At 53.6% G+C, this 25,487-nt stretch carries 23 protein-coding genes; 4 read left to right on the top strand and 19 right to left on the bottom strand.

Going from position 1 to position 25,487, the window contains the following annotated elements; genetic code table 11:
• Positions 1–19 precede the first annotated feature (19 nt).
• The gene (locus PSES9_RS0122470; RefSeq protein ID WP_051121036.1) at positions 20–2,044 is read left to right on the top strand and encodes an alkyl/aryl-sulfatase; all 2,025 of its coding nucleotides are present in this window, start codon (positions 20–22) and stop codon (positions 2,042–2,044) included.
• 897 nt (positions 2,045–2,941) lie between these two features.
• On the opposite strand, the gene PSES9_RS0122465 is transcribed toward PSES9_RS0122470, so the two are convergent.
• The 7 genes from PSES9_RS0122465 to PSES9_RS0122435 form a co-directional block, all read right to left on the bottom strand.
• On the bottom strand, positions 2,942–4,537 hold the full coding sequence (locus PSES9_RS0122465; protein WP_083840302.1) for a YecA family protein: 1,596 nt from the start codon (positions 4,535–4,537) through the stop codon (positions 2,942–2,944).
• Between the two features lie 102 nt (positions 4,538–4,639).
• Positions 4,640–5,551, bottom strand: a complete 912-nt coding sequence (locus PSES9_RS0122460) for a hypothetical protein (protein ID WP_010490796.1) — start codon at positions 5,549–5,551, stop codon at positions 4,640–4,642.
• A gap of 282 nt (positions 5,552–5,833) precedes the next feature.
• Positions 5,834–7,918 (bottom strand): SIR2 family protein, encoded by a 2,085-nt coding sequence (locus tag PSES9_RS0122455; RefSeq protein ID WP_010490794.1) that lies wholly within the window; start codon positions 7,916–7,918, stop codon positions 5,834–5,836.
• 363 nt (positions 7,919–8,281) lie between these two features.
• The gene (locus tag PSES9_RS0122450) at positions 8,282–8,818 is read right to left on the bottom strand and encodes a hypothetical protein (protein ID WP_010490793.1); all 537 of its coding nucleotides are present in this window, start codon (positions 8,816–8,818) and stop codon (positions 8,282–8,284) included.
• Positions 8,818–9,147, bottom strand: coding sequence for an STAS-like domain-containing protein (locus PSES9_RS0122445; RefSeq protein ID WP_010490792.1), 330 nt, complete (start codon positions 9,145–9,147; stop codon positions 8,818–8,820). The genes PSES9_RS0122450 and PSES9_RS0122445 overlap by 1 nt, the downstream gene beginning before the upstream one ends.
• The gene (locus PSES9_RS24170; RefSeq protein WP_036988417.1) at positions 9,144–10,241 is read right to left on the bottom strand and encodes a hypothetical protein; all 1,098 of its coding nucleotides are present in this window, start codon (positions 10,239–10,241) and stop codon (positions 9,144–9,146) included. Before PSES9_RS24170 ends, PSES9_RS0122445 begins: the two co-directional genes overlap by 4 nt.
• 127 nt (positions 10,242–10,368) lie before the next feature.
• Positions 10,369–11,163, bottom strand: coding sequence for a DNA adenine methylase (locus PSES9_RS0122435; protein WP_010490790.1), 795 nt, complete (start codon positions 11,161–11,163; stop codon positions 10,369–10,371).
• Between the two features lie 182 nt (positions 11,164–11,345).
• Here PSES9_RS0122435 and PSES9_RS0122430 point away from each other — a divergent pair, with 182 nt between their 5' ends.
• The gene (locus tag PSES9_RS0122430) at positions 11,346–11,525 is read left to right on the top strand and encodes a hypothetical protein (protein WP_029529731.1); all 180 of its coding nucleotides are present in this window, start codon (positions 11,346–11,348) and stop codon (positions 11,523–11,525) included.
• 46 nt (positions 11,526–11,571) lie between these two features.
• Here the strand turns inward: PSES9_RS0122430 and umuC are convergent, their stop codons facing one another.
• Both umuC and PSES9_RS0122420 read right to left on the bottom strand, forming a co-directional pair.
• Complete coding sequence (gene umuC / locus PSES9_RS0122425; protein WP_010490789.1) at positions 11,572–12,852, bottom strand: translesion error-prone DNA polymerase V subunit UmuC; 1,281 nt, start codon at positions 12,850–12,852, stop codon at positions 11,572–11,574.
• Positions 12,836–13,270 (bottom strand): LexA family protein, encoded by a 435-nt coding sequence (locus PSES9_RS0122420; protein WP_010490788.1) that lies wholly within the window; start codon positions 13,268–13,270, stop codon positions 12,836–12,838. The genes umuC and PSES9_RS0122420 overlap by 17 nt, the downstream gene beginning before the upstream one ends.
• A 185-nt stretch (positions 13,271–13,455) precedes the next feature.
• Between PSES9_RS0122420 and PSES9_RS24410 the strand changes: the two genes are divergently transcribed.
• Positions 13,456–14,100: a DUF4145 domain-containing protein gene (locus tag PSES9_RS24410; protein WP_010490787.1), complete on the top strand. Its 645-nt coding sequence runs from the start codon at positions 13,456–13,458 to the stop codon at positions 14,098–14,100.
• A gap of 7 nt (positions 14,101–14,107) precedes the next feature.
• Here the strand turns inward: PSES9_RS24410 and PSES9_RS25795 are convergent, their stop codons facing one another.
• Complete coding sequence (locus PSES9_RS25795; protein ID WP_083840300.1) at positions 14,108–14,518, bottom strand: DUF2514 family protein; 411 nt, start codon at positions 14,516–14,518, stop codon at positions 14,108–14,110.
• An 83-nt stretch (positions 14,519–14,601) separates the two neighbouring features.
• Positions 14,602–15,153 (bottom strand): glycoside hydrolase family 19 protein, encoded by a 552-nt coding sequence (locus PSES9_RS0122405; protein WP_010490784.1) that lies wholly within the window; start codon positions 15,151–15,153, stop codon positions 14,602–14,604.
• Positions 15,154–15,392: 239 nt separating this feature from the next.
• Here PSES9_RS0122405 and PSES9_RS0122400 point away from each other — a divergent pair, with 239 nt between their 5' ends.
• A complete protein-coding gene (locus tag PSES9_RS0122400) occupies positions 15,393–16,025 on the top strand; it encodes a hypothetical protein (RefSeq protein ID WP_010490783.1) in 633 nt (210 codons plus the stop codon).
• A 37-nt stretch (positions 16,026–16,062) separates the two neighbouring features.
• Here the strand turns inward: PSES9_RS0122400 and PSES9_RS0122395 are convergent, their stop codons facing one another.
• The 8 genes from PSES9_RS0122395 to PSES9_RS24405 form a co-directional block, all read right to left on the bottom strand.
• Entirely contained in the window at positions 16,063–16,299 is a 237-nt protein-coding gene (locus tag PSES9_RS0122395; protein WP_010490781.1) for a hypothetical protein, read from the bottom strand.
• Positions 16,300–16,307: 8 nt separating this feature from the next.
• The gene (locus PSES9_RS0122390; protein ID WP_010490780.1) at positions 16,308–18,068 is read right to left on the bottom strand and encodes a hypothetical protein; all 1,761 of its coding nucleotides are present in this window, start codon (positions 18,066–18,068) and stop codon (positions 16,308–16,310) included.
• Positions 18,068–18,739 carry a hypothetical protein gene (locus PSES9_RS24160; protein ID WP_138943186.1) on the bottom strand — a complete coding sequence of 224 codons (672 nt, stop codon included), beginning with the start codon at positions 18,737–18,739 and terminating at the stop codon, positions 18,068–18,070. Before PSES9_RS24160 ends, PSES9_RS0122390 begins: the two co-directional genes overlap by 1 nt.
• Before the next feature lie 104 nt (positions 18,740–18,843).
• Positions 18,844–19,896 (bottom strand): hypothetical protein, encoded by a 1,053-nt coding sequence (locus tag PSES9_RS0122380; RefSeq protein ID WP_010490778.1) that lies wholly within the window; start codon positions 19,894–19,896, stop codon positions 18,844–18,846.
• Positions 19,896–22,328: a hypothetical protein gene (locus tag PSES9_RS24155; protein ID WP_051121035.1), complete on the bottom strand. Its 2,433-nt coding sequence runs from the start codon at positions 22,326–22,328 to the stop codon at positions 19,896–19,898. The genes PSES9_RS0122380 and PSES9_RS24155 overlap by 1 nt, the downstream gene beginning before the upstream one ends.
• A gap of 170 nt (positions 22,329–22,498) precedes the next feature.
• Complete coding sequence (locus PSES9_RS24150) at positions 22,499–23,692, bottom strand: hypothetical protein (RefSeq protein ID WP_036988416.1); 1,194 nt, start codon at positions 23,690–23,692, stop codon at positions 22,499–22,501.
• 63 nt (positions 23,693–23,755) lie between these two features.
• Complete coding sequence (locus PSES9_RS0122370; protein ID WP_010490777.1) at positions 23,756–24,151, bottom strand: hypothetical protein; 396 nt, start codon at positions 24,149–24,151, stop codon at positions 23,756–23,758.
• Positions 24,152–25,483, bottom strand: a complete 1,332-nt coding sequence (locus PSES9_RS24405; RefSeq protein WP_010490776.1) for a hypothetical protein — start codon at positions 25,481–25,483, stop codon at positions 24,152–24,154.
• Between the last annotated feature and the right edge of the window lie 4 nt (positions 25,484–25,487).

The following is a 25,487-nucleotide window of genomic DNA, read 5'->3' as shown; positions in this document are numbered from 1 at the left end:
AAGCCAAAAGGAGTTTGTAATGAAATTGAATGCCCTATCGACCGCAACGCATGGGAGCCGGTCATCTCCAGTCAAATTATGGAAATTCAGCACTTCGTTTCTGCTTGCCGCATCCATCATAGTATCTGGTCAAAGCTGGGCTGCAGAAACAGCTAAGCCTGCAACGGATGCGACCAAAGCCGCTAACGATGCTTTGCTCAAAGAGCTGCCATTTGACGACAAGACCTCCTTCGACTTAGCGCACAAAGGCTTTATTGCTCCCCTGCCTGCAGAACCGATCAAAGGCGAAAAGGGCAATATGATCTGGGACCCAAGCAAATATGGCTTTATTAAAGAAGGTGAAGCCGCGCCGGACACGACCAACCCAAGCTTGTGGCGCCAATCTCAACTAATCAATATTTCTGGCCTGTTTGAAGTCACCGACGGCATTTACCAAGTCCGCAACTATGACTTGTCGAACATGACCATCGTCGAAGGCAAAGATGGCATCACCATATTCGACCCACTGATTTCACAAGAAACAGCGAAGGCAGCGCTCGACCTGTACTACAAACATCGGCCGAAAAAACCTGTGGTTGCAGTCATCTACCCACACAGCCACGTTGACCACTACGGCGGCGTGCGCGGTGTAGTCGATGAGGCAGATGTTAAGGCCGGCAAGGTTAAGATCTACGCACCGTTAGGTTTCCTTGAGCACGCCGTGGCCGAGAACGTTATGGCAGGTACTGCCATGAGCCGCCGGGCCAGCTATATGTACGGTAACCTGCTGCCGCCAGACGCCAAAGGGCAATTAGGCGCTGGTCTGGGTACCACCACATCGGCAGGTACAGTAACGCTGATTCCACCAACCGACATCATCAAAGAAACCGGTGAAACCCACGTAATCGACGGTCTCACTTACGAGTTCATGTATGCGCCTGGCAGTGAAGCCCCGGCGGAGATGCTCTACTACATCAAGGAGAAGAAAGCCCTTAACGCTGCAGAAGACTCCACGCATACGCTGCACAATACCTACTCGCTTCGTGGCGCCAAGATCCGTGACCCACTCGCTTGGTCGAAGTACCTCAACGAAGCACTGAAACTCTGGGGTGATGACGTTCAAGTGATGTATGCCATGCACCACTGGCCGGTGTGGGGCAACAAAGAAGTGCGCGAGCAGTTATCGCTACAACGCGACATGTACCGCTACATCAATGATGAAACCCTTCGCCTAGCGAACAAGGGTTACACCATGACCGAAATCGCGGAGCAGGTGAAACTGCCAAAGAAAATTGCTACAAAATTCTCCAACCGCGGTTACTACGGCTCACTGAATCACAACGTCAAAGCCACTTATGTTCTGTATCTTGGCTGGTTCATTGGCAACCCCGCCACATTGTGGGAGCTGCCACCTGCAGACAAGGCTAAGCGTTACGTTGAAATGATGGGTGGTGCTGACGCTGTGCTGAAAAAAGCCAAGGAGTATTACGACAAAGGTGATTTCCGCTGGGTAGCCGAGGTAGTCAACCATGTGGTCTTTGCTGAACCGAACAATCAAGCGGCAAAAAATATGCAAGCCGACGCGCTGGAACAGCTGGGTTATCAAGCTGAGAGCGGCCCATGGCGCAACTTCTACCTCACAGGTGCGCAGGAACTTCGCAATGGCGTGCAACAACTTCCGACACCCGATACCGCAAGTCCTGACACCGTCAAGGCGATGGACTTGGATTTGTTCTTCGACTTCCTGGCCATGCGTTTGAAAGGGCCTGATGTTGCCGACAAGCACATCACTCTCAACCTTGACTTTACCGATCTCAAACAGAAGTACACGCTCGAGATGGTAAACGGTGTGCTCAACCACACCGAAGGCATGCAAGCTAAGAACGCCGACGCGACCGTCACCTTAACGCGTGAAACCCTTAATAACGTGATGCTAAAACAGACCACGCTAAAAGATGCGGAAAGCTCAGGCGACATCAAAATCGAAGGTGACAAAGGCAAGCTCGAAGAGCTAATGAGCTACATGGATAACTTCGACTTCTGGTTCAACATTGTGACGCCATAACGTCTCAACGGAGGCGATTGGTTTAAGACAGGCCATCGGAGTTATCTGATGGCCTGTTTTTTTGGCCGCGTTAAAAAATTAACTCGATACAACACGCCCGCAGCTCTTGATCGACGACCCTTAACAACCACAGCGTAGCCCAACAGTATTCTTGATAAACTCGCGCTCTGTTCCGTGTTTTGATATTGCAGGTAGCAGCCATTCTGTCGGTATCGATTTACCCATTAACTCCCCGCCAGAACAGCAACCTCAAGTGAGAGAAGTCACCATGTTTACAGGCTCTACCCCAGATCTATCACGTCGCTTCAGCGTGGCGCCCATGTTGGATCGAGCCGACTAAACAGAAATACGCATATATTTCAGCAAGTTATAATCTGAAATTGTTTTGCTGTAGCAAAATTCAAGCAAGGGAGAACACGGGCTTGCTCCACCATTTGCATTCGACCTGACCAGCCATTTGCATCAGATTAGGCCTGCACGATCCGTGGATATGATCGCCCGCAATCGGCCTATTCTGTTGAAAACAGTCGGACGCGGTTTTCTCCGCAGAAAAGTAAGCGCATGAGATTGAAATCTTGAATTGCCGCGGTAAAGCATTCGAACACAGATTTCACGTAGCAACGCACAAAACAGGCCCCTATACCGATCAGGTTCCTGGCAATTTTTAAAAACCGACTTTTTCAACAGAATCGGCCAAAAGCAGCCACTCGCGTACGAAGTCGTTCGACCCAGAGACGGCATTTGGAATGGCCAGTCTCGACTGCGGAAAGCGGTTGTTCAGCCGTTGTGAGAAATGGCATGAGCTGACTCGTGGGGACATTCCATGCTCATTAAAGGGCGAGGAAGCTCCTCGTCCTCAGGCACTAAAGTATTGTGGAGCTATACCCGGACAATGGCTCACATCTTTTCCATTTGGGGCGTCATCATTGCGCTTGCCATTCGAGCGCAGTATTCGTCGGCCAAATCCTCTCGGGTCATCTCCTTCAATCGTTCAACGTCAGGTGCATGCCCCATGAGCTCAATCAGTTTCTCTTTTGTGCTGCTCGAGTATGTTTCCCATAAGAAGTCGAACCAGTCCAAGTCAGTCTTCGGAGACGAACGGCCAGCATTTTTATCAATAACGCCGAAAAAGGTCTTAGGGTGTTGGACGTGGGCCTTTAGTTCATCTTCCGTCAACGGAATCTTGACTATGAAGCGCTGTTGATCGTCCGTGCGAACGACACACGCGGCCTCTCTCCACGTGGGCATAACGACGCAACTCTCTACCGTAGCCTCTATCAGTGTTCCGTTAGGTGCTGGCACTTCCATCCGCTGACCAACCTGTAGCCGTGTCTTGGAACTTCCATCTGAGAACGCCTCAGCCTCTCCGTCGAACGTAGTGGGAATGCGCCGGTGCTTCTGCATGGACTCCAGTAGCGCAAAGACTGGCGCATGCTGACGCCTAGTTTTGATCTGCTGAAGCAGGGTTTTGGGCCCGGGGTGAAGATCTTCGAGGTGGAAGCCCCATAGCAGCACTCCAGAAGGCAGATCAATAGCATCAAGGTGATGCTCCTCTGGCTCGTACGTGACTATGACATACGCCTGAGGAAGCGTTTGCCCAACCGGATCTCGCTCATATAGCCTTAAGAGGTTTTCAGCCTCTACAAGCGCTACTGGATTAGATTGGCCCCTGCCCAGTTCCAGGCGCCCGTCATTTGTGTCAATGAAAACAATGCGAGGATGATCCGACTTTTTGCTCAAAGCGCGATTCATTTGTCTGTTGATTTTCATCCGCCTGCCTTCTCGTCGCTTGGCCTCAACGGCGTAGATAGCACCGGACTTAGCGTCAGTGGCAATGAACTCAACGTGGGTACTACGTCTGTCAGTTTCATCTTGGAGCTGCAGGCTGAAGCCTGCCCGAAGCAGGGCGGCAGCGACTCGCACCTCATGCAACGCGCCGGGAAAGTTCTCCGCGCATTTGATTCGGTCGATAAGCAATTTCTCGACCTCAATGGCGTGCTTCAGGCTGTAAAGGTCATATGCGAAGCGCATATAGGCACCTATGGCCCCCGTCATCGGCTGAGCAACACCTGGCCCAGTCTGTTCAATGTGAGCTTTCGAATGCTCATAGCTGCGGACAGCCCAGGTGAGAATACGATGTCGCTCTTCTGGAGGCTTGCCTACCTCTGACGTCCACCATTCTCTGCCCAAGACGATCCTCGGGTAGTCGCTCAGGAAGTCGTGAAACGTTTTCCACTTCTGTGAGAAATGCATCGTGTTACCGACGGCTATGACTCTGTGATCATGGAACTTAGTGGAAATGATCGACCTACCAAGGCCCTGCTGCTCACGCCTTTGAAACTCTTGGGCTTCATGATGAGCGAGTTTCATCTGCATCTGCTCGTACATGCGCGGTACATTCGGCCCGAGACCGTCGACAGACCCATGACATTTTTTGAGCTTGCGGCCGCTACCGCAAGGGCAGGGATCATTTCGACCAGGCTTGTTGCGCATCCGCACAGGCTTCCCGTCAGGTGGAATTGAGCGCCACGAAATGGCCGCTTGCAGCAGGTGTCGAAGCTGTCCGTCTAGCCAGAACGGCTGGGGCCAATTGGTTTAGGCCGCGGGCTCGGAGTCAATCGTACTTACATGGTCCCACTCGTCCTCCCGCTGCCCCCAAGCCTTCGTATCCACGATAATGGAGTCATCCTCCATTACTAATGAATCACCGGTAGGGTCCTCGACAGAGCAGGTGAGGCTGCAGCGAAACTCAAACGAATCATCTTGCAAGTGACCATCACCGCGCCGAACATCCGAGTTAGATCCCCACTGTAGTTGAACATTTATAAACCCGGCTGCAAATAAATGAACAGTGTCGTGGGTGATCCGCTCTACCCCGCTGATATTGACACTGACGTCTTCCAACGAATAATGATGAGCTACGCTATCCAACGCCTCGAGAGAGTCAGAAACGACCTCGTAGATAGCCTGGTCTTCGATCGCTTCATAAAGGCTGTGAGCTATGCGGCTGCGACAGTTAAACATCGCCACTCCCAACCCTCGTAAGGCATCAAGCGATTTTTCGACAAGCATTTGGACTTCCAGACCAGGAAGGTTGAAGGTTGCCTCTTCTACGTGCGTGTACTTGCTCAACTCGGTTAGCGAGTCTCGGATCGCCTTGCGTTCTGGCGACAGATCAAGCTTCAGCTCCATTGCAACGTATTCGTCTGAAAGTCCTCCCTGAACCACGTACCGAGCGTGCTGGATCTTCGTGACCCCATCTCTAATGTGAGGCAGCTGAATCTCGTCTTTGTACCAAGGACACTTCAGGACCTCTGCTTTGGGGGCCCGTTGCATCAGAATAGAGTTGGTCAGCTCCCGCAGTGCGTAGGCGAAGTTGTTGAAGCGGAGCTTATTATCTAGGTCTTCCAAGTTTCGGAGTGCTGCGGCATAGAGACTGTGATGGAATTCATCCGTCCCCAGCAGCCAATCTACTGGATCTTCGATAGCGATCATTTCATCAATCATGCGTCAGCAGCCTTCTCGGTAGTCATTGCCCTTGGTTTTGACCCGTGTGAGTGCCAGTCACACGCGAAAATGTGATGAAGCTCATAGCTAACACTCCGAGGATACCGAGGCCTCACGAAAACTTGGCACTTTTCAATCGCCTCTTGATTCGTGTACATATCCGAGCGGCCGCTTTTGGGCGCTCTCTGTCGGTGACGACAGACAGGAGTCGCCCAAATAGCTGCCATTCGAACAGAATGCGCAGGTGAATGTGAGCTAGACAATATGCCACCTGCACATGAATCATGCTTCGCAAAGTTTGACCTGTACGTCGGATGCTTGAAACGGTTCGTCACCATTGTCGGGGCGAATTAGATAGGCATGGAGGTGTCGTAATAGCAGTTTTTCAACAGTCCCCGTTACTCCGTCTCGCTCGCCAGATACTACAGTCAAGCGGTCACCGACGCGAAAACGGAGCTTCGACAGCGCTGCTTGGTCGATTGCTTGATTCCATATCGCCTTTTTCTCCTGGGTATCAGGGTCGTCGATTCCCAACATACGATCCGTGAAAACATACGACTTTCTCAAAGGTTCTACTGCCTCTGAAGCCTTTCCTGACTCCAGCAGTTCGACTCCAACCCGAAACGATTCAATACGAAGACTTTCCAGAATCGTGTCGTCAAATGGATAAGAGAATCTCACCCATTCTGAAACATGGCCCTCAGGGTTTTTAACCTGAAACTCATAGCCTCGCCAACTCAAAGGTGCTTCTGGAGCCCCATCACTAGTAGAGATTTCTAGGTAGTCTCCAAAATAAATAGTGGGAAGCTTCCAGAAGTAATCGCTGTTACCTGCAGGAAGGCCTCCACCGCTTCGGCGGGATGTCCACACCACGCCGGGCACGAAATTTTCCCCTTTAAATATCAGTGCAGCGTAATAGCCTCGATGAAGGTTATTTTCTTGATAGCTTACGGGGGACCAAGTGACTTCGGTCAAAACCGGCACGGCTCGCTGTGCGCCTGCAGAAGCGTGGTATCCACGAAGTGCAACCTCCTTTGAATTGTGGAATGGTACTCGTCCGGGCTGCTTGGGCATCATTTGCGTCCGGACCATGGTCAACCAAGAGATGTCCTTCATCGCCGCACTTGTCAGGGCGAGACGTGAAGATGTCAATGCTGCCTGCGCTTGCTGTAATTCTGCCGCGAGACTGGCAGCCTGTTTTTCAAGTACTGTTGCGCGCTCTGCAGATTTGTCCCGTGTCTCCGATAACTCTTTTTCAAGAGCGTCATGCTTCAATTTGAGATCGTCGACTCTTAGAATAAGTGAGGGGTCGATTTTTCCGAGAATACTGTGCCGAAGCTCCGGTGACAGTTCGCCCAATCTCTCCAATATTTCGTTTATATGGGCTTGCTCGTCGGAGGCGGACCCATCTTTCAATCGTTCCAGCAATTGAGGTAAAAAAACATGAAGATCTACGCCGGTGTAAAACTGAGCCCTACCCCGGCTAATCGCTGGCGCGAGCCTAGTAAATACGTGAGCGTACTTGCTGCGAATAACATCTTCGTCTGACTCATAAAATGTCCAAAGGACATCTGGATTCAACTCCGTGTCACTAACGAGATCTGACAGGCTGGACATGAAAATATCGTCCCAGCCCCCACACCCCATAACAACCAATGTGCGGTTCTGCAGCAGTCGCTCAAGTGAGCGTTTTAGTTTATTTCGACGGCTTCCGATTTGCGTCGGAACGTGTAATGTATCCGCACCATACCAATAGCCATGCAGGTGCACTATCTGGATACCAGGGCCTTCGGATTGGTTCAGAGATCCATCGTCATGCATCATGGTACGGATATACATACCGTGAGCGGTGCGAATAGCGGCCTGGATCAATGGATCAAAGTTTGTCGTCAGGACAGTCTTGCCCAATCTTCCCGAATGATTTGCCAGAAGCTTGCCTAGGGCAGTCAACGACGGGCGGAGATGCCATCCGGCAAAGTCGTCGTCGAGAGCTCTGCACGCGTTTAAGTCTAGAGTACCCTGTGTATTGGCCTGAATCGGGATCACTTTGCGTGACTTAAAAACTGCACGACGAATCACCTCGTTAACTGCATCCTGCCCCCTGTAGGCCTGCAATTGCTGAAATGCCTTTTGATACGCGGCCCCCACGTCCGGTTGATCTCGAACAGACGCAAATGCACTTGGTGTGTCTATGAGTGTTTCTTCTACGAGGCTCAGGATGTCAACAACACTGGGCACGCCGGGAGCCCCCTCACTTTCAGGTAGGGACAGTGCCGATCCGAAAAAGAAAATAATTTCTCTTGATGAGTTGGCGACCCTCTCAAGGAGTACGTCGTAGTCATGGAAAGTCGGACTGGGATTTGTCACCGGCACGCTCTGGGGCTCTGTAAAGATTCAATAGCGAGGGATGGTGGTGCCATCGTACGTGTTTTTCGGTTAGTGAATATGCCTACGGTGAGGAAGTATACCCGGCCTCCGCATAACTATGGATGGGTTTCTGATTGCCTCCAGAAAGGCAGCTATTGTCCAAAGCGGCCTACCCGGCACTGCAGCTTTCGGCTTGGAGCGGTCATCCAGGGTGAGCATTCAGCTGCCCACACTCCCCAGTATGCGTCCAGCGAGCAGCATTGGAGCCTTTGGCATTATGATGCCACTTTGCATAGTATAAAAACGTGGCCTGTCCCCTAAGACCATGAAATTTCAAAACTAGACTCAGGTAATTTAACTTGATTAGAAAAACGCCCAAACAAGTACTTTGCCGAAAGCAAGAGCAAGGATGAGTGCAAACAAAGCCACTATCACACCGTACAACTCAGAGAGGAATCCTTGAATCCTCCGAAGATACGAATTTGAAAAATATAGCGCACTACACTCAAGCTCGATATGTTCAATCAGATTTGACGACACCTCCCGTATCACAAACGGAGCTCGCATTAACTGTAGCTCATCAAAAAAATCAACCCTACTCATACCAACAATAAGAGAAGTATCAATAACATTTCTCCCAACATGGGTATTAAAATTATTCATACGTAGCTCAATGTGCAATAAAAGCCCATTAAATATATTTTCAGCATCTGACGCAGAAAAGGTTAATTTGGAAATTTCCTGCTCTACCCAACCTGGCAACTCATCAAGCTTATCTATAATTTTATCTTTACGCTTCAAGGCCTCAGCACGCCTATTAGCGACATGCTGGAGGTAGATAGTAAACATCCAACCAAGAAGTAAAACTGTAAGCTGGACAGGCAGATTCTGAAAACTCATTAAAATTTACCACCCGCTGCATCAATCCTATCCTTTATCAAGGCTTCGATACTTTTAACCAAACTATGTGAGTAAGTTAACCGTTCCTGCAACTCCTCCCATGTAAATTCTTCATCACGTATAAGCCCACCAAATGCCTCATCAAGAAAGGATCGCCCGTACCGGTTATACCCATCCAAATCTACGTGGACATAATCATACTCACGAAGTTTTGGAGCCAACCATATTTCACGAAAATATTGACCACACCCGTCGCCATCATCCGGGTATCGACCATAAGGTTTCTTACTGAAATCCTTTACCACACTTATAGTGAAAGAAGTGCTCATGATATCTCAATATTCCATTGAACTAAGGTTCCGGGAAAGCTTTTTTTAAGCTTTGCTTCCCCAGGTTTCTGATCCTCAGCGCTGAACGTGTACAGGCCATTATTGCTAAACACCCACAGTAGCCCATCATCAGTATCGTTCACTAGAGCTTTTATGCTCTTGCTTCCCTGACCATGTTTTTCCTGTTTGGTTCCAGAAACATCACTTTGCATAGAGTAATATATTAATCGCTCATCAGGAATGTGTTTTGGAACTAAAACACTAAAACCAGGGCTCTCCAACTCTGGAATCTCTTCGACCAACCTTTGATATTCATCAGGATTGGCATATTTCATCAACGGAAAAAACCACGACTGCCTAACTACGGTATTTGGAATACCCACCCCGTAATCATATATAGCCAAGAACAATTTTTTACCAAATGTGCTACACATCAACCACCAGCGCTTTTCATCTAACGGCGTATCAGGATATGCATGAAGCCTAACATTATTGATAGTTTCCGAAACTGCATCACCATAAATATGTTCAGTGGCCGGGCTCATTTTATCTTTAAATATTCTACGCTGAATATAATCGATAATTTCTTCCATTTGCTCGCTCCCAACACTGGAAATTATGGGCATGGAACGCGCAGAATCTAAAGAATAACTAATATCGTGACCTCTTATCAACTTCAACAGATTACTGGATTTTATGGTTTTATTAACAGCTGGTGATTTTAATGAGAAGGCAATATTAGCTCGCCCTTTCCTGCCAGACCCTGCTTTTTCAATAGCAGCATAAACGACAACTAACGCTGCAGCAGAAAAACCTTTGGTTCCACTAAAGTCGACTAAACAATTTCTAACTCTATACCTCTCATATATTTGATTAATGAAATTCATCGTTTTAAAATATGGAGATAAAACCCCGCCAAGCTCATATATTGATATGTACTCTGGTGCGACAATAACATCTTGCCCTAGCACATTTCTAACGACACGAGGCCTATGAGCTAAATATTTTTTATCCTTTCGCTTTAGTGCATTTCTCCATCGCATAACTCCAGCATTATGGTGAAAAGTTTTCTTCTCTGGGTTTAATTTCTTCATCAGACGTCCATATAAGGATCACTACGCCTGATTTCAGCGAGATCTCCACAAACTAGCAAACCTTCATTCGGAGATGGATATAACCGAAGTCAGCCATTTCCGCCAGAAAAATACAACAATAATACGACTAGAACAGCCCGCCAAGATCAGCCGGTTTCCAGTTCGTAAACACCAGTTCGCCGGTGGTTTCGGCTACGCCTTGGCGCTGGTTTGTGCAACTGTAACGGATATCCAGACTTTCCATGTGGAAGCCTTCAAATGCTTTGCGGATATCCGGGTGATCGTTGATGCTGACCATCACCTTGCCTTTGCAGCGCCGCATGAAGTCAGCCATCTGCAGGTACTGGTCGTAGGGGAAGTCCACGCCATAGCCTTCTGTTTCCCAGTACGGCGGGTCCATGTAATGGAATGTATGCGGGCGGTCATATCGCTCAGCGCAATCCAACCACGACAGGTTCTCAACGTAGGTTCCAGCCAGGCGCTGCCAAGCGGCGGATAGATTCTCCTCGATGCGCAGCAAGTTGATTGACGGCCCGGTGGTGGCGGTACCGAATGTCTGCCCGCTGACCTTTCCGCCGAACGCATGCTGCTGCAGGTAAAAGAATCGGGCGGCACGCTGGATATCCGTCAGGGTCTCTGGCCGGGTGATTTTCTGCCACTCGAAGATCTGCCGGCTCGATAGCGCCCACTTAAATTGGCGCACGAACTCCTCCAGATGGTTCTGCACTACGCGGTACAAACACACCAGGTCGCCATTGAGATCATTCAGCACCTCGGTTTTGGCGGGCTGTGGCCGCAGGAAGAACAACGCAGCGCCACCAGCAAAGACTTCGACGTAGCATTCATGCGGTGGAAACAGCGGGATCAGGCGGTCTGCCAGACGGCGTTTGCCGCCCAGCCATGGAACGATGGGGTTAGTCATAGATAGCAAACCTTTACTGTATAAATAAACAGGTGCTAGGATCTCCCCCGCTTCGTGCACGGAGTGAGAAGCCTTGGCTTGGCTTGCAGGTATGGCTGCAGGTTAAGTGGCCGGTTTAGGTGCTCGAACACCTGGACCGGTCGCTTCTTTTAGGATTTGAAGAGCTTTAGAGGTGCAAAAACATGGATAAAAAAGGGCTTGCTCGCAGCATTGCTCGACGCTACGCCGCGCAGATGCTGCGTGACGACGAGCTACATGCCAGAGCGTTCGAAGACGAAGAGTTATCAAAGAGTGAACGGTTGGAAGCACACGCAGAGTTGAAACGCATTGCGCGCTCACTCTGTAAAGAAATTGATCACTGACATAGCTAACTCATAATGCGACTCCTTCTATGTGCGGATGAATGATTTACCGAACAGTCCATAGCTGATCTATTCGTGTGGTATAGCTCTGGCTCATTAGCTCGCGGCGCATTCCCCAATCAGGGGAAGCCGGCACCCCACCAGGCCGAACGGTTCCCCTTCCCCACTTGGCGTTGATCGAGTCGAGAACTTTCATCACTTTTTCTGCAGCTTCTGGCTGCGTGACGGCAAACATATCGTCTGTAAACTCACCGCGCTGCCGCAGATCCAGCAGCAAAACCTCTGCCTTGCTGAATGCATAACCTTCTCTGAATAGCCCGCTTAGCCCTTCGACTACAGCTTTAGTGATTTGCCGGGTGTCATCGGTCGGATATGGGAGTTCACAGGTGACCCCACGGGCAAACTTTGGCTCATCTGGATTGAACATACCCGTGCGGATGCTCACCCTCACCTTTTTACACAAAGAACCCTGCGCCCTTAGCTTCTCGCAAGCACGGGCAGCATATGTTGCAACTGCTTCACGGATAGGCGCGATGTCGTGTAGTCGTTTGCCAAACATTCGAGAGCAGCATATCTCCTGCTTAGGCGGGGCCACTTGCTCTAGCTCCAGACAAGGCACACCCCGCAGTTCTCGCGCTGTTTTCTCGATGACAACACTGAACTGTTTACGAAGGGTCCAAGCGTCGGCCTGCGCTAAGTCCCAAGCAGTACGAATGCTCATGCTGTTCAGGTGCTCTGTCATGCGGCGACCAACGCCCCAGACCTCACTCACGTCGATGACCTTCAGCAATTTGTCGCGCCGAACCGGATCACGAATGTCCACCACACCGCCCGACTGGCGTTGCCACCTTTTCGCGGCATGGTTGGCCAGCTTGGATAGTGTCTTGGTGCTGGCAATACCAACGCCTGTAGGTATGCCTGTCGAACGCAACACCTTGGCCCGTATCTCACGGCCAAGCATTTCGACTCTGGCATCAGCTATACCGCTCAGGTCGGCAAAGGCCTCATCAATTGAATACACTTCTACCGCCGGGACCAGCGACTCGATCACGGTCATTACACGCTGGCTCATGTCGCCATACAGGGCATAGTTGCTACTGAATGCGACGATGCCGTATTGTCGCAGCTTGTTTTTGATCTGGAAGTAAGGCTCGCCCATCTTGATAAAGGGCTTTGCATCAGCCGACCTGGCTATCACACAACCATCGTTATTCGACAGAACGACAATCGGTGTACGCAGTAGGTCAGGCCTGAACACACGCTCACAGCTTGCGTAAAAACTGTTGCAATCGATCAGGGCAAATATTGGCTCAGCCATGGTGATCATGACTCCGTATGCTATAGCCCACCACGCCCCATATCAGCAGCTCATCACCTTCAAGAATGTATATCGGAGGGTAATGCGGGTTTTCCGAGAACAATACGATCTGCGCACCCACAGCCCCCAACCGCTTGACCATGGGTTCAGCGTTGACGGCGGCGATAACGATATCACCTGGCTTGGCCTCGATTGACCGATCAACAACCAGCAGGTCACCGCTAAATATCCCAGCATCTTGCATGCTGTCGCCATCGACCCTTACGAGGTAGGTGTGCGGCGCTCGCAGCTCTAGCAGCTCATCAAGCGAAATCTCTTGCTCTAAGTGATCACCTGCTGGGCTGGGGAACCCAGCAGGAACCTTGAACGAAAAATATGGGAGCACAGCGCTCGAAGGTGAAAGTTGCGCTAAAAATAAGATACCCATAGTACCAGCCCCAAATAACTGTACAAATACACAGTATACCTAGGAAAATCCAACCTCAATATAGCGCCAACTTTTTCCTTACCAACGGTCGTGAGAGTGCGGCCACTCAAAAAAAATGCACAAACAAATTGCCAAAGCACAATATGTATCTGATAGCCTCAAAGCCCCGTATTCAGGAGTTTCCCATGCCACCAAAACAGCTCAGCTCCTTTTGCAATCGATGCTCCGGCACTACCAATCACACTAAACTCCATGAACTGATTCAGGAGTGGGCTGGAAATCATGACGGTTTTGGCTACGAATACTCAAAAACGACCTCACTCCTCCAGTGCAAAGGTTGCGAAGAGGTGACGCTTCGTGTTGATCACTGGCACTCCGAATATGATGCTATCGACGAGACAGAGTACTACCCACCAAGAATCTCAAGACGCCCTCCAAAATGGGAGAAGGATCTTCCTTATGAGTGGAGAAAGATGCTTCGCGAAATTTATACAGCTCTCCACTCAAATAGTAGGCGCTTAGCAATGATGGGGGCACGCGCACTCGTCGATATGTATATGAACGACACTATCGGTGACATCGGGCACTTTACTGAAAAGCTTAGCAAACTAGCGTCTGATGGCCACCTTGGCTCACAAGATAAGGAAATACTGAAGGCTGCTCTCGAAGCAGGTCATGCAGCCTCACATCGCGGCCACATACCTAACAGCGATGAAATTAATCACACCATGGATATTGTTGAAAATTTACTGCAGAAATACCCACTCCAAAAATCTGCTGTGGAGCTTCAGAAACAGACACCAAAGAGAGTTCGTAAAAAGCAGCCCTAACCCACTGTCAAAACTCCTTTAATGAATCATAAGATCGCTCGCACATCAGTCCTGCATTCCGAGCGGCGCCAAACGCTGCAGCCAGCTCTCCTGCTCTTTGGCTAGCGCTTTTAAACAGTTCCCCGAGCACCACGACGGCAGACTCGGCTGTCTTGCTTCCTGTGGCAGTACCGGAATACTTGGATGCTGCCAGCTTGATACGGTCGATTTCTTCGCGCAGCCGCAGATTGATACCAGTGATAGCATCAATATCAGCAGCAAGCTGTGCCTGTTTTTGTTGGCCATCTCTACGAATCCCCTCTATTGCCGCTTGGCGGCGCTGCTCTTCACTACGCGCCTGATCACCTGCAGCCCTTGCTGCCTTTTCAACTTGGCCAACGTATTCGCTATGCTTGGCCTGCCAGCTGTTGTCTGTGATTGCCCATTACCCCCAAGCGCCAACACCTGTCAGCGCCAGTGCTATCACCGCATAAGCGATTAAGCGTTCAACTGATAAGCCGCTCACTGCAGTACCTCCCGCGCCCGTTCCCAAAGCTCTAGACGATCTTTCAAGCCATTCACGCCGCCGTTGATCTTGCGCGTGACCTTGGTGAACAACCCCTGATCGGCCAAGGTGTTCAGCTCTTTTGTCCACCAGAACCAGCCTGCAGACTGAGCGGCCCATTCTGGTTGCTCGAGCAATTCAGGTGTGCGCAGCAGGCGGTCATCACCGAACAGCGCGGCGCTGCACTTGAGGTAATTGAAACGGCCAGTGATCTGGATCAGCCCCCGACCTCGGTAGAACTGGCCATCACCATCAGCCTCAGGCGTGTTGCCTAAGCGTTCAGCCAATCGGCCCGTGTCGTACTTGGCCAGGTACGCATTACCGCCCAGCTCACGGGTAAATTGCAGTTGGCCAGACTCATGACCGACCTGAGCCAAGAACATGGCCATGCGCTTGGGGCGGTCGAATTGCCAGCGCTTGGCTGCAGCGTTGATTGCAGAAACAAAAACGCCCGCGTGTTTGCGGGCGTTTGGCATGATGTGCAGCAGCTGCTGCTCGGTTAATTCCATGATTCCTCCAGGCGTAAAAAAGCCCGCACATGGCGGGCTGATTGGTTGTAGCTAACTACTTAAAACTTGGTGATGTGATATACAAGCCAACGGTCAGGCAACAAATGCCATCATGAACTGAGCTTTGTCGCAGCACTACTGCTCACTGCGTCAGCACTCAATTCCATAGCCATAAGCTGTAAACCAAGCTATCCAAAGGTCGCTCACTTCAGAGCAAGTCAAATCAAAGGAAATACACAATGCCGATCTCAACCAAACTGCATTGTCCAAAGGCATTCCTTACCCTGCTAATAGCTATCCCTACATTGATGACCGCTTGCATTGCAGTTGCGGCACCGAAGCTCTGGGTAACGGCCGATCAAGTCGCGCGCCATACCTGTCCTTCCGATGAATGTGGTGTTGCTGGGTACCTAATGTTTCGAGAAGGTGTCCAAGCTTTGGAGACGAAAGGATCTTGGGTTCGCATAACCAAGCCCTACACAGCCTCTTGCGTTGGAGGTAACAGTAAATACGTTAAAAGCGGTAACCCTGCATGCGTCGCGAACAATGGCATTACCGAAGGGGTGTTCGCCGAGTGGGTATCAACAAAATCCCTTTCAACAAATAGACCTGTAGACCCAGCTCAAGGCGCGACCGGCGATGACGCGCTGGTCAAAGGCTCGGACGATTATCGTCTTTACAAAAATCAGTTCACTAAAGCAGCACGTGAACTCATAAACAACGGCACCTGCAGCACAGCCGACTTCGAAGAGATTGGCGGCTGGATGGCATCCCCCGCAAAAGATCAAGGTATGTATTTTACGTACTGCGGAGGCATGACAACTGCCAATCGGCTCTATCTCGACGTGAACTCGGGAAAAGTGAGTCGGTAACTACGCAGATATCTAGTTACTGATATCCAAGCTCCAACTAAACCTCGATATCGTACTGCGGCAGGCTTGGCGCCTGCCCGGTGATATCGCCGTCAACGATGAAGGCTTTCAGCCCCACCGCTACATCAACGCCACGGGCTGTGATCTGCACGCCGTTGCGCAGCTCGACGACGCTGGTCGATGCTGCAGTGTCGATGCTGATCACATCGCCCACGGTGCGCACGCCACCAGGCAGTAGGCCAATAAACTTTTTCCACGGATTAACTGTTGCCATGGGCGCTCCTAGTAATGGCGCTCGAGGCGCAGTGTTTGTTTAACCCGCACGGCGCCGACACCTTCAGCGCTGATGTCAGTGCCAAGGCACAGACCGCGCCAGATATCACCGCCCTCTGGCTCACGCACCTCGCAGAGCATGGCAGGCTCAACCAGACCGGGGTTGCCGGTGTCACTAGGCGGAAACAGCGGGATGTAAAACGTCTCAATCGACACGTTGCCGCCCTTGCTCAGCTCACAGATGCCGCGTGACCGGGCTGCTGCTGTATCGGTGATCAGGTCATCGAGCACGTCCGGGGCCGGGTTGTCGCCTGCAGTACCTGTGCGGCGAACCCGAACACCCACGCCCTGATTGGTGCCCGACACATAGACCGTGTTCCATGCAGGCTGTGGCGTCCAGTCACCGGCAAGCTCGGTCATGATGGCAGCAGGAATGATGCGGTCTAGCAGCGCAGCGCCCCAATTCCACGACGCCTCCCGATAGCGCGGCAGTACGCTCAAGGCATCGCTGTCGCGAGCGGGACGGATCACGCCGCCTGTTGCTTCAGCAATGCGCGCAATCACCTGCATGGCGGTCTGGCTTTGGTAGCTGAACGCACCTGCAGGAATCGTCCAGTCAGCCGGGCCAAGCGCGGCGCTGTCCCAGTTCAGGGTAAAGCCGGTGTTGAGCAGTTCGTTTTCAGCGGCTTGCCGGGCATTGATCGGCGCGGCATTCAGGTTGCTGCGCAGCGGCGCGTATGGCGCGGCCAGCAACTGGCTACGCGTGGCGCCTTGAATGCTGTAACGCTCACCCGGAAAGTTCTGTTTGCGGCTGTAGCGCTCGACCAGCAGGTTCCACGTCCAGCCGTTAATGGTCAGCTCCAGCGTTTTCTGGCCACCGGCATCAGGCTTGACCAGGTTAAGCGCTGTGCGCCCGGCCACGTCCGCGCTAAAGCTCCAGCTGTAGGCATCGATGTCGAGTCCCAGCTTGATATTGGTTACTTCAATCGGCGTGCGATCAGGCAGCACAACCAAGGTCACCAAGTTGGCGATCATGTAGGTCTCCAGAATATCCGGCTCATCCGGTGTGTCGATCACGTAAACAGGCCCGGTGTAATCCGGGTAGGTGATGCCTGTTGGTACAGGTTCAGTCGGTCGCCCCCAGCCCCATGGCAACGTCAGGCGCTTGCTCAGTTGCCGCGCAGAACTGAAAGACACACCCACACCGCTGTCGACCGGCTGAATGGCCCGAGGCGCAGGCTCATAGCGAAAGTCAAAGAACACCAACGGCGAGCTGCTGGGCGAATAGCGCTGCCCTTCAAATGAAAACTGCAGGGCGCTGCTGCCCGGCACGTACAAACTGGCCAGCAATTCACCTGCAGAGTCGTAGCGTGGGCCAAACTCATCACTGCGCTGCCAGACCTGCCTGACACCACTGTCCTGCTGCCCCGGCATCGGGTTATAGATCAGGTGCAGGCGCAGATCCCGAGCGCGGATGCTGTGATTCCAGCCTAAACATCTGGACCGATCCTTGGGGTCGACATCATCCCAACGCGAACCACAGGCAACCGAGCGCGGCGCCGCAGTGTCCCAGTTCAGCACGCTTGCCAGATCTGCTGCAGGCGCATCGCGCCAAGCTGACCGACCAAACTGATCACGGCCTTGGCCGACACCCCACCCTGCCGTTGCTCCGGTAGAGAGCGGCTGGAGGTTTGACCAGGGCAAACTGCAGGCAACACGATCCCGGCGCTGCGCCTGTTGCCAGGCGGCGCCCACTTCTCGAATAAGCATCAGGTCAACTCGAAAGGGAAAGGCCCGTGAGCCAGAGGACGGTAATAACGAACAGCAACCACTCGGGCGGAGCCGATTAGGCGGGCAGCATTCGGCTCTTCAGCAATCCACCACTCAGGCTCAGTGCTTGGCAGGTTACCCGCCTCAGTCACCTCATAGAGCCAGCCAACGTACAGGGTAGGCCTGACCCGATCACCCACCGACACCGAAGCACCTGCAACAAACGACGTCCCGAAATCATCCAAGGCAACCGCGTACCCGGCAGACGATGCCACTTTCAGGTCAACATCAAGCTGGCCTTCCAGCGTTTTGCCGAACCCGCATACACGCCACTCACCGCTAGAGGTTTTTTCTATCGCAATCACTTCACGGTCACTGGGCGCATTATCCACCCAAACCCGGGCGTCAAATGTCGCAGGAACGGTCGGCACCCCAGAGGACACCTCGGTACTGATGTCGAAAACTATCGTCCCGTCTTCGACAACCTCGACAGAAATCCCCTTGTACTTAGCGGGAGGCGCATCATCCAGCCCCACAACGAACAGTGGCCCATCAACCTCAGACGCTTGAAACTCCCGAGTAGGCGTATAAACCCCGTCAGGCCCGACTGCAAAATAGCTGGACATGAACGGATCACGTGGCGTCTTGTACACCCGAAGCTCTTTAAACAAGACTGTTTCCTGGCCTTCCCTGAGAACTTTAAAGCGTATCTTCCGCCGCTCAGGAAAAACTGCCAGAGGGCTAATGCTTTTACGAAGCGGGAGGGTTATCAGCATCACCAATACTCCTCGTCAAACATCAACCAGTAGCAGCAGGAGTTATAGGGCGAACCACTGAATGGCAAGACCTTGCCGTACTCAGCCGTGTCTATAGGGGAAAACAGCTCGCCTAAATCTGTAAGCTCAGTCCCCCGCAAAAAGGTGTAGTGATGGGCATAGTTGACGTTCTCCATGTTTATAGGCTTAACCAGTCCTCGCAGCTTTGCCTGACCCGGTATGGCCAGCCCACCATAGGTGAGTTGCGGAGTCGTTATAAACACCTCCTCGGGCAATGTCGGGAACGGCGAAGCGTAGGGGCTATAGCCCTGAGGTACGTTATTTTGAATAATTGCGGTTGTTGAGTACCCTTCGAAACTCAACTGTTTAGTTGGGCCGTAGTCCGGAGGTATGACCCCGGTGATCAGATCAGCGAAACAAGCTGAGGTCGGGTTACCTGAGCCATTAGCTTCCGGTGTTGAGGGGTTAGCCCCAAGAAATCCCCCGGAAAGCTGGTACTGGCTTGTCCCATTGCCCCCGCCTATAGATACAAACTGCCCGGTGCTGATCTCTCCGATGTACAGGGCAACCTTATTCATATTCGGGTAACTCTGTGAGTTCTGGTTGGCATTCAGAACATCACTACTGAGTAAAAAGTAAAACGTTTTCCCGTCAGCAATGATGCTCCAGCGAAAAGGGTCAGAGTTATGCCATACCCCCGCTTGCTGGGCGTATATGGTGGAGGGTGACTGAGTTGAGTAAACACTCGTCCTCATGTTCACCCCTTGAGGCAGGGTTCCAGTCAAGTCGGTTGGAGGGGCCTCCATGATGTAAACCCGAAACACCGGGAAAGCCCATGGAAAATAGAAGGCAACAATCCCGCTCTGATTTGCGTTCTGCAGGTACAGAACATTAGCCGTCTCATAGATGACCGACCACCCCGCCCCCGGCTTGCCCGGATAGCCCGTAACCAGGCAAGCCTTTAAAACTGCAATCATGTTGGCAGCGAAGTTGGCGTAAGCCCCCATAGCTCCCGGCCCGCTGGCATCTGACCAGCTATATTGAGTTGGCATCAGTCAGCATCCCCTCTTATTTGCAGCTTGAATTGATCATCTTCAACCGTGCCCTGCCCGCTCAGAACAGTACGCACGACCCACAACGGCCCGAGGCAGCTGTCGGTGTTGAAGCGCACCCCGTTGCCTGCGAACCAGCCACTGCCCCAACCTTCCTTGCGGATGGTGAAATACGGCTCACTGGTTTCAGGGTTGATTGGCGAGCAGTCTGAGGACGTGGTGCCGGTTGCAATCACGCCCAGCTTTTCCTCCACCACGTTAAAGCTGGTGGTGCCGGTGAACACCAGCGCCCACTTGGCATCAATCGCCCCACGGTTGGTGATGATCAGCGGATAGCTGAGCTGGTTGTAATTGGCCGTGGTGCTGTTGCCTTGCGGCGCATCCGTCCAGTTTGGCGCGCCAACGTTCCAGGTCGCTTGCGTAAACCAGTGATGCACCCGCGCCTGCAGGTCGCCCCAGCTCACAGCGCTCGATACCTTGGTTTCACCGGCAGGCAGCGCCCACGGCATCGGTGAGCTGATACCTAGCTGGCCACTGATCTGCACTTCGGTGCATTGGGTCATGTGTTCTACCCGGTCACGCACAGTCAGCGGCAGGCTGAGCGGGCTGCCTTCTGCATCTTGCAGCACCAAGGGATTAGCCCAAGTAACGCGACCTAACTTACGATCCACGCTGTAGCTGGTGGCAACCAGTGACAGGCCGTTGCTATCAACCACATCGATCTCAGCCTGTTGCGTGCGATCCAGCTGCAGCGTCCCTCCTGCAGCCGGGCTGGCCACCACCGTTTCATCGGTGTGGTGGATGATGAGCACATCACCATCACGGAACACCGGCACCCGGCCATCCGATGGCAGGCGCACCGGATCGAGACCGATCAAACCGGCATCAAGCGGCAAGCTGGTCAGCACCACGGCGTTGTAACGCAACAGCAACGGAATCACCGGGATGTCGCTTTCGCCGGTTTCATCATCCATGTCGGCGGTGAAGTGCAAGCGCACGATGCCAGTGGTTATATCAACGGTGCCCTTGATCACCGGGTTATCAAAAATACCATTGGCATCGGCAACCGCAGTCACCACCGTGCCGTTGTCCACCCGCACGGCAGTAATCTGCAAACTTGCCGAACGCAGCGGCGCACCCGGTGTGCGAAAGGTCATGCTGTTGACGCTGAACCCGGCATTAGTGGTCAGGCAGGCCAGCACGGTGGCACTGGCCGCTGCGCCTGCTGGGTAGCTGCTGAGCACTGCAGTACCGCCCGCGTAATCCACCGAGCCGACAGCAATACCGGCGTTGGTTTGGCTTGAGATGTTTTTGTACAGCACGCCCGAGCGATCAACGTAGGTCTCACCGCCCCAGGTAAACACCAGCGAACCCGGCACAATAGGCTCGCCAATGGTCGGCAACAGATCGATGCTAACCGGCGCAACCGATTGCGTATCAGTCTGCTCGCCATACTCTTCACCGGCTCCCTGTGCGGCAACCACCAAGGTACCGCCAAAGCTCTCGCGCAGATTAACCGTGGTGCTGACCAGCACAGGCTCTGGCGTACCCCACACGCCGTGCGTCAGCTTGGTCGAGTAGGTGTATTCAACAAAGTCATACAGCTTGGCCACCTGCAGTGTGCAATCGCCGGTGCTGTAATTGATGGTGCCGGTGCGCCCTATCCAGCCACCGCTGGCGTTGTCGCTGATGCTGTTGGCCACGTCCACATCGGTTTCATACACCGGCAAGGTGCCGCCGCTTTCCACGACCTTCCAATTGATGGCTGGCACAGCAGAACGGCGCGTGGTGTTCCAGGTGATGTGGACACTGCCAGGCTGCAGCGGCGCGCCGGGAATCGTAAAGCTCGAGACCCCGCTGCTGTCGCTGGTCACCGACAGTGGCGTGTTGTTGACCGTGCCCTGTTCGTAGGCGTACAGGATGCCGGTACCGGCGTCGGGCGTCAGGCTCAGTTCCAGCGTGATCTCGCCTGAGGCGTACACAATCAACCCGCTCCCGCCGTTACCCGCAAGCGTGCCCTGCCCGCTGTCGGTAATGGTTTTTTCAGCACCGCCAGCGGTGTAAGAGACCACCAGCGAGCCGGGCAGCACGCCGTCATGGGGCAAGGTGTGCTTGATCTTGGCCTTTGAAGCCAGCGCCGCGCCGGTACGCTGAGTAACAGCTGATGCATTGGCGCCCACGTAGGCATAGATGATCGAGCTGCCGACATCTGGCAAAGCGTTGAGCGTGATCGACACCGAGCCGGTATCAAAGGCAATGCCGCCAGCGCCTTCACCGACCAGTTCACCGTTGCCCAGGTCGCGCAGTTCCTGCCATTTGCCCAGAGCCAGATAGCTGACCACCAGTGTGCCGGGCCGCGGTACCGCATCGGCCAGATTCAAGGTGTACACATAGCCGCGGTTGCCCAGCGTGATCTCGACTTCACCGCTCACGGTCTCGCCAGTGGCAGGGGCACCCCGCCGGTAGGTGGCAGGGCGCCCCCCCCCCCCCCCCCACCCATTCCCCCGTTGCCCAGGTCCCGCAGTTCCTGCCATTTGCCCAGAGCCAGATAGCTGACAACCAGTGTGCCGGGCCGCGGTACCGCATCGGCAAGATTCAAGGTTTACACATAGCCGCGGTTTCCCAGCGTGATCTCGACTTCACCGCTAACGGTCTCGCCAGTGGCAGCCGCACCGGGCTGATAGCTGGCAGGCGCCGCCCCCGTCCACGCGGAACCGGAACGGGTTACATTGATTTCCCCAGTTTCATAGTCGATGGTGCCGCTGGTGATCCAGTTGCTGCCCGAGATAAACCGCAGGCCGCCCTTGCTGTCATCACCGTATACCCCGCTGTTTGCCGTCAGATTCAGGGAACCCGGTGCGCAGCCGGTACCAAGGAACGAACGCGACTGGCCACCCGTGACGGCTACAAAGGTCAACGACACCGAGCGAGCCGGACCCGCTGCAAGCACCATGCGCCGCTGGTAGCCGCCCAACTGATCGATCAGGGCGCTCTCACGCGTAGCGCTCGGCACCAATTGCGAATAAACACTCTGCACCCGCAGCGACAGATCACCCTCGGCCACGGCCAACGCCAGCGGGCTGATGCCGTAATAGCGCGCCGCATCGGCCACTTGCGTGGTCAGCACTTGCGCCTTGGCTTTGCCATCCAGCGAGGAGGCCGCTGTGCCTGCTGGTGTTACCTGACCGCCCGGCATGGTCTCAAGCAATGCGGCGCTGATCGAAAGATCCAAGCGCCGCCGTGTGAAAGTGATGTAGTTGCCGTTGCCGTAATCGAATGCAAACTGCTCAAGCCGCGAATCAACCGAACTGATGCGCACATACTGCTCATGAGCCGTTGAGACCAGCTGATACACCTCACCAATCTCAGGGATGCGCTGCTCTTCACGCTGCACGCAGGCAATGGCGCGCTGCCCTTTGAGCTGGTTGCCGAGCAATTCAAACGGCGCTGAGACCGCAGGCACCACATAACTCTCGATGGCGTTACGCGCATCCTTGCGCTCATCGGTCTGGCTGCCGGTGTTGAACAGCAGCACCGACACGCGAGGATCAAGCGGCGCCTTGACCACAATCGAATGCGCGCCCAGGTACGGGTCGGCATTGGTGGTGCTGACACCAGCAAACACCTTGCGCAGGTTAATGCGGCCAGTCGTACGGTCGAGACGGGAGATATCAGGGAACAGGTTATTAATCTCTGCATCCGTCACCGCCTGCCCAGTTGCACGCCCGCCGCCATCTTCCTCATCGGTCAGGCGCTGGCTTTTTAACAGCTTTACATCATCAACATTGATCGTCATGCCAATCTCCGGGCATTAAAAAACCCGCACAGAGCGGGCTATCGGCAGGGTTAATATCGCGGTTTATGGCGCAGGCGGCGGTGCAACGGTGATCAGCCTGAGGCTCACGTCATACGGGTGATCGTCAGGTGGATTAACCAGGCGTTCCAGCGGGCGGGCCTCAAGTGGTGCGCCGTTGATGCGGTTGAAGATCACGAAGAACTCACGCCCATCCGGCAGCGTCAGCGGCATCCCCCGCCCGGCCTGATCGCGCAGTACTTCGAGCTGGCGAACGTCCGACAGTGGCGTCCAGACCCCGCCATTACTGCGCAGGGTGATCGGGCGCCCGTACAGCTTGACGCCCTCCTGCACAAGCAGTGCCCCCGACAGTGAGCGCTCCTGCTCCTGGGCGATGACATCCCACTCGAACTCATCGACCCACTCAAACTGATCATCAAGCTCAACGCTATCAAGCATCATCTATAACGCCCTCAACCCGGCATCCTGCAAGATGTCGAGCAAGTTGGTTTCATCCTGGTCAGCGTTCACCGCTACATCCACCGTTTTGCCCTTGGCCGTTTCCAGACGAATGATTTTCGCCGGGGCGGCTGCAGGTGTTGCAGTAGCGGGCTTTTGCGCGTCGATGCGCTTTTGTTGCTGCTCGAGCTGGCGTTTCTGGTTGCTCTCCTGCTCAAGCTGGCGAAGCGTGCCGAGCGCCTGGACCAGGTTGCTGACCGCATTGCCGTCGCCGCTGGCCTGGGCCTCGGCCAACTGTTGCTTGAGGTCGGCCTGGCGGCTGGCAAAGCGGCGCTTATCGATGCTGTCCTGCTCACCGCGCAACTGGGCCAGTTCATCGCGCAGACTGTTCAGAGTCGTTTTGCTGCCCTCACTCAGCTGCTTCATCTTTTGCTTGGCCGACTCAATTGACCCCTCAAGCGTGCGCAGATCAGAGTCATTCAGCAGGCCCAGCGTATGGCGGGCTGATTCAGCTTTGCGCGCGAACTCACCGACCGTAATGCTGCCATCTGCATAACCTTCCTCAAGGCTCTGCAAGCTGGCCTTTTGCTTGAGGAACTGCACCTGCAGGCGTTGGCTTTGCAACTGGGTTTCAACCGCCCACTTGCCGAACGCACTCACACCGACCGTACTGGCCGCTTTCTGCATTTCCCCCATTGCCTGGGTGGCCTGCTGTAGTGACTCAGTGGTGGCATCCAGGCTGCTGGTGTCCAGCTCGATGTTGGCCGTGCTGATGCCGTTGAGCTTGTCGAATGCCTCAAGCGCAGCAGCACTGAGTTGCGCCAGTGGTTCACGCGAGCGCGTGAGCACGCCGCCAAAGAAGTTTTCAACATCGGCCAAGTCCTTCTGGACAGCTTCAGCACCACGGCGCGAGTCCTCCATCGCCTGACCACTGGCCCGGCGCTCTTGCGCCATGCGCTCGCCCGACTCACGGCGCAGCTGCTCGCTGGTGACGATGGCCTCTTTGTCGGACTCGTTTTTCGCGTCCTGTGCTTTTTTGCCTTGCTCGACTGCGCCCTTGAGTTCTTGCTGCCGCTCAGTGGTTTTCTTCAGCTCCTCGTTGTACTGCTTGGCCGTGATCGAGCCATCGTCATACAGCTTGCGCAGCGCCGAGCGAATGCTGTTGATATCAACATCTGTCTTGGCACTGCTGATCGCGGCTTGAACCTTTGAAAGGTCACCTAGCTTGTCGTCCAGGTCAGAGACCAGATCCGCTGCGCCACCTGCAGATGAACCGAGAGACTTGAGCTTGTAGCTCAATACAGCGGTTGCTTGCTGGTACTCCTCGATACTCAACGTA

It is taken from the genome of Pseudomonas sp. S9 (assembly GCF_000222125.1).
Lineage (GTDB): Bacteria > Pseudomonadota > Gammaproteobacteria > Pseudomonadales > Pseudomonadaceae > Aquipseudomonas > Aquipseudomonas segetis.
Note: the sequence above shows the minus strand (reverse complement) of the source record. Positions and strands in the feature narration are given on the sequence as shown.

Excerpts from the sequence above, each read along its gene's own strand:
- PSES9_RS0122405 (WP_010490784.1), bottom strand. The coding sequence starts at position 15,153 with ATGGAATTAACCGAGCAGCAGCTGCTGCACATCATGCCAAACGCCCGC.
- PSES9_RS0122435 (WP_010490790.1), bottom strand. The coding sequence starts at position 11,163 with ATGACTAACCCCATCGTTCCATGGCTGGGCGGCAAACGCCGTCTGGCA.
- PSES9_RS0122450 (WP_010490793.1), bottom strand. The coding sequence starts at position 8,818 with ATGAGTTTTCAGAATCTGCCTGTCCAGCTTACAGTTTTACTTCTTGGT.
- PSES9_RS0122470 (WP_051121036.1), top strand. The coding sequence starts at position 20 with ATGAAATTGAATGCCCTATCGACCGCAACGCATGGGAGCCGGTCATCT.
- PSES9_RS24410 (WP_010490787.1), top strand. The coding sequence starts at position 13,456 with ATGCCACCAAAACAGCTCAGCTCCTTTTGCAATCGATGCTCCGGCACT.
- umuC (WP_010490789.1), bottom strand. The coding sequence starts at position 12,852 with ATGATCACCATGGCTGAGCCAATATTTGCCCTGATCGATTGCAACAGT.
- PSES9_RS0122445 (WP_010490792.1), bottom strand. The coding sequence starts at position 9,147 with ATGAGCACTTCTTTCACTATAAGTGTGGTAAAGGATTTCAGTAAGAAA.
- PSES9_RS0122390 (WP_010490780.1), bottom strand. The coding sequence starts at position 18,068 with ATGCTTATTCGAGAAGTGGGCGCCGCCTGGCAACAGGCGCAGCGCCGG.
- PSES9_RS24150 (WP_036988416.1), bottom strand. The coding sequence starts at position 23,692 with ATGACGATCAATGTTGATGATGTAAAGCTGTTAAAAAGCCAGCGCCTG.
- PSES9_RS0122395 (WP_010490781.1), bottom strand. The coding sequence starts at position 16,299 with ATGGCAACAGTTAATCCGTGGAAAAAGTTTATTGGCCTACTGCCTGGT.
- PSES9_RS0122430 (WP_029529731.1), top strand. The coding sequence starts at position 11,346 with ATGGATAAAAAAGGGCTTGCTCGCAGCATTGCTCGACGCTACGCCGCG.
- PSES9_RS0122400 (WP_010490783.1), top strand. The coding sequence starts at position 15,393 with ATGCCGATCTCAACCAAACTGCATTGTCCAAAGGCATTCCTTACCCTG.
- PSES9_RS0122420 (WP_010490788.1), bottom strand. The coding sequence starts at position 13,270 with ATGGGTATCTTATTTTTAGCGCAACTTTCACCTTCGAGCGCTGTGCTC.
- PSES9_RS0122465 (WP_083840302.1), bottom strand. The coding sequence starts at position 4,537 with ATGCGCAACAAGCCTGGTCGAAATGATCCCTGCCCTTGCGGTAGCGGC.
- PSES9_RS0122380 (WP_010490778.1), bottom strand. The coding sequence starts at position 19,896 with ATGCCAACTCAATATAGCTGGTCAGATGCCAGCGGGCCGGGAGCTATG.
- PSES9_RS0122460 (WP_010490796.1), bottom strand. The coding sequence starts at position 5,551 with ATGATTGATGAAATGATCGCTATCGAAGATCCAGTAGATTGGCTGCTG.
- PSES9_RS0122370 (WP_010490777.1), bottom strand. The coding sequence starts at position 24,151 with ATGATGCTTGATAGCGTTGAGCTTGATGATCAGTTTGAGTGGGTCGAT.
- PSES9_RS24170 (WP_036988417.1), bottom strand. The coding sequence starts at position 10,241 with ATGAAGAAATTAAACCCAGAGAAGAAAACTTTTCACCATAATGCTGGA.